We start from the raw sequence: 3,925 nt of genomic DNA, 5'->3' as shown, positions 1-3,925 counted from the left end.
CATCTGGACCTGGCTATACACCCGAAAGGCTGAAACATTCGATGTCACTCGCAATTGAATTATATGCTAATTATTTTCCGGAGTTAAATATAAAAGGCTTCTGGAGCGCAAGCTGGCTTTATGATACGAGATTATCGCTGATACTGGACAATGAAAAAAGCAATATCGTATTGGTTCAAAGGCAATTTTATAATTATCCCACATTTGAAGGGGACAGCATGCTGCGTTATGAAGCCTTTGGAGATCGGGAGGCAGATCCTGTCCAGAACGATGTGAAGTACAAAACCTCGTTGCAAAGAGCTGCTGCAGCTTATATGAAGACGGGAGCGCGATTTAACACTTTAAGCATGATTGTTTTGAAGGAAGAAATCGAACAGATTGGAAATATGCCCTATATTTCAGATGTGGATATTGATCAATTCTTTAATACCGTTGACTGCCATTTACAGAGGAGGTAATGGGATGGGTAAATATTCGCTTGAAAACTACGAGAAGTATAAAACCGTAAAATTCCGGCCTTATCCATTACCGAGTAATGACGCTCAATCAAGAAATGGTGCTTTCCAATATGTTTCTTATTCATGGAATGAACTAGAGCCAACTAGAGGGGAATACAAACTCGAACAGCTGAAGACAGCACTTAAATCAGCAAGAAATCCAATACTTTGGATCAAACCGGACTTACCTTTATGGGTGAAAGGTCATGCTGATGAATGTTTTGCTGCTTTTATAAGAAAAGTTGGGAGTTATATAGATTCAGATAGTCGACTTGAAGGAGTTGTAATATCGACTCTCGCTGACGGCAAGGAAGAATGGAATGCCTATATGGATTCTTTTGAATTCACGACGCTTCTTGCTGATCTGCACAATGCAAGACTAATTCAATACTTAAGGGAACATGGCCGTGGGTTTGGATTGATCGTTAATTGCAGTGAAGATAACTGGATAACATGCTGTGAAGCATTTGCCAAACAGAAGCTGCAGCAGGTATGGAAGAGTTATCCGGTCGTCCTGCATTTTACCGATAATGTATGCGGTCCTAATAGTAGGCGTGAGTCGCATCGATGGCATGCAAGCCTTTCTAATTTGGAAATAGAGCTTGGGTATGACCTTACTCTACGAAGATTGACATATCCAGAGAACGTTTCTAGTGGGGGCAGCTTACCGCTTCGGTTCTGGTTTGTTAACACAGGGACTTCAAGAAATTACCGTGAATTTCGTTTGTGGGTGAAATTAGTGCAAGGGGATGTATCGTATGAAATTCCCATCCACGCTGCAACGGAGTCATGGTTAACGGGGGATCTTGTCCATAACGAGATTATACAATTGCCGGATATGCCGCCGGGAAATTATACATTAAGCTTTGGCTTGTTTTTCGAAGACCGAACATTCATCAATCTGAATATTCAAAGCAACGTGCAGGACGGTTATTACGAGGCAGGTACTGTGAACGTTGAAATCACAAGTGAAGATCCTCTTTTGAATATATGGGATACCTATTATCCCGAAGGATATTATCCATTGGAAGATCCTAAATTGCCGGAATAGTAATAGAGTGCATCTTGGATAAAAACTCATACGCTGGAGGTAGTTGATTTGAAACTTGCATTAATCGGAGCAGGGCAAAGAGGCATGATTTATTCAGAATACGCAAGCAAAACAGTAGAAATTGTTGCGGTAGTTGAACCAAATGACAATAGAAGAAAGGTAGCAGCCGATCAGTTCGGCATCCCTCTGGAGAATCAATTTCAATCTGTAGATGAATTTTATCGATTGGGAAAAATTTGCGACGCTCTTATTATTTCTTCGATGGACAGAGACCATTATACGCAAACGATGGAAGCGCTTGATCTTGGTTATGACATTCTGTTGGAAAAACCAATTTCGCCAAGTCCGGAGGAATGTTTAAGAATACAACAAAAAGCAAATGAAAAAGKTCGCAAAGTTATCGTTTGTCATGTGCTCCGATATACAAATTTCTTCGCAGAAATAAAAAAAATTATTGATAGCAATGAGCTGGGAAAGATCATAACCATTCAGCATAATGAAAACGTCGGAAATTATCATATGGCTCATTCTTTTGTAAGGGGGAATTGGAGAAACAGCGACCTAGCGAGCCCAATTATTATGCAGAAATCCTGTCATGATATGGATATATTGGCATGGCTTGTGGACAGTGATGCGAAGCGGATTTCTTCCTATGGGGACCTGACTTATTTTAAAGAAGAGAATGCACCAGCTAATAGCGCTGATCGATGCCTAGATTGTAAAGTTGCCGCAGATTRCCGCTTCGATGCCAGAAAGGCTTATCTTCCTATCAGAGGACAATGGCCGGCTACAACGATTTCGGTGGATCAGACTGAAGAGGGATTATTGAAGGCTTTGGAAACAAGCCCTTATGGACGCTGTGTTTATCGGTCTGATAATAATGTTTGTGACCATCAAGCATCCATTATTGAGTTCAAAAATGGCGTAACGGTCACCTTTAATTTAAGCGGTTTTACCAATAAGATGTATCGTACGCTTAAAATTATGTGCGAGCATGGAGAAATTAGAGGTGATGACAGCTTAAATATCATTGAAGTAACGCGGTTCACATCCAATATGTCTGAACAATATGAGCACACCGTGATCCGGCCAGCTGCCATGAATGGCGGACATAATGGCGGGGATACAGGACTGATGATCGATTTCTTGGACAATTTAGAAAATGAGGACAGCAACAGCAGATCTTCCATTGATAGATCAGTAGAAAGTCACATTATGGCCTATGCAGCTGAGAGAGCAAGGGTTACAGGTACAGTAATTGATATCGATCATTTAAAGGAAGAGCTGCAAGAAACATTACGCGATAGCCGCTCGATAACGATGCAAAGGTAGTGATGTAATGAGTTCAGTTGTGAAAGGTTTCTTATATGAGATAAAGAAAAACAGAATATTGTATCTCATGTGCGTGCCTGCGCTTGTTGTATTAATCATGTTCAGCTACATCCCTTTTGCAGGAATATGGATGGCATTTACCGACTTTAATGTAGTTGACGGCATATTTGGCAGTAAATTTGTTGGTCTTGATAACTTCACTTACTTTTTCTCTAAAAATAGCATGGGCTGGAAGGTTACCTATAACACCTTATACATTAACTTTTTCAGCCTCATATTAGGCATTATTGTTCCAGTCAGTATCGCTGTTTTCTTAAACGAGATACGCAATAAATCGTTTAAGCGGATTGCTCAAAGCATGATGTTTTTTCCCTATTTTATATCGTGGGTTGTAGTAGGCGCTATTCTTTATGGGATCTTCTCAACGGATGTAGGTGTTGCCAACAATATTTTGGAATTTTTTGGGGCAGATCCGATTAGATGGTATTCAGAACCGAAGTATTGGAAATGGATCATTATTCTATCGAGTGTTTGGAAGTGGAGCGGGTATAGCTCGATTCTTTACATGGCTGCAATGGCTAACTTTGATGGGAGCTTGTATGAAGCAGCGAAAGTAGATGGCGCGAATAAGCTGCAGCGCATTGTTTTCTTAACGATTCCTATGTTAAAACCAACGATTATTGTCTTAACTTTACTAAGCGTTGGACGGATCTTTTATGGTGACTTTGGTATGATATACGGCATTGTCGGCAATAACCCGGTACTTATTGACGAGGTTACCGTCATCGATACTTATGTTTACCAGTCTATGCGTACGTTGGGCTTTTCTTATTCGACTGCAATCGGATTATTTCAGTCTCTAATGGGATTAATTTTAATCTCTGCAGCTAACAAATCGGCTAAGAAAATAAACGATGGAGAGGGTCTATTTTAATAATGGAAACTAATCGATTGCTTGGAGATAAACTCGTAAAGAGCTTGGCGTACTGTTTTATTGGCTTATTTGCACTCGTTTGTTTATACCCGCTTGTATTGACCTTAAGTG

General features: G+C 40.3%; 3 protein-coding genes and 1 pseudogene. All 4 read left to right on the top strand.

Translation table 11 applies throughout. The features are described 5' to 3' along the window. Positions 1–458: pseudogene (locus AC1DSE_RS31930) on the top strand (acyltransferase domain-containing protein); the annotation flags it as partial. Between the two features lie 4 nt (positions 459–462). Next, positions 463–1,548, top strand: a complete 1,086-nt coding sequence (locus AC1DSE_RS31925) for a DUF4832 domain-containing protein (protein WP_477509712.1) — start codon at positions 463–465, stop codon at positions 1,546–1,548. Between the two features lie 48 nt (positions 1,549–1,596). After that, positions 1,597–2,880: a Gfo/Idh/MocA family protein gene (locus AC1DSE_RS31920; RefSeq protein WP_477528811.1), complete on the top strand. Its 1,284-nt coding sequence runs from the start codon at positions 1,597–1,599 to the stop codon at positions 2,878–2,880. A 7-nt stretch (positions 2,881–2,887) separates the two neighbouring features. Continuing rightward, entirely contained in the window at positions 2,888–3,814 is a 927-nt protein-coding gene (locus tag AC1DSE_RS31915) for an ABC transporter permease (RefSeq protein ID WP_076265595.1), read from the top strand. Positions 3,815–3,925 lie beyond the last annotated feature (111 nt).

This window comes from Paenibacillus sp. 01L418 (assembly GCF_056400045.1).
The sequence above is the reverse complement of the archived record's forward strand: the minus strand, read 5'-3'. Positions and strand labels throughout refer to the sequence as shown.

Bases quoted from the DNA above. Each gene is read 5' to 3' on its own strand.
- AC1DSE_RS31925 (WP_477509712.1), top strand. From the start codon at position 463: ATGGGTAAATATTCGCTTGAAAACTACGAGAAGTATAAAACCGTAAAA.
- AC1DSE_RS31915 (WP_076265595.1), top strand. From the start codon at position 2,888: ATGAGTTCAGTTGTGAAAGGTTTCTTATATGAGATAAAGAAAAACAGA.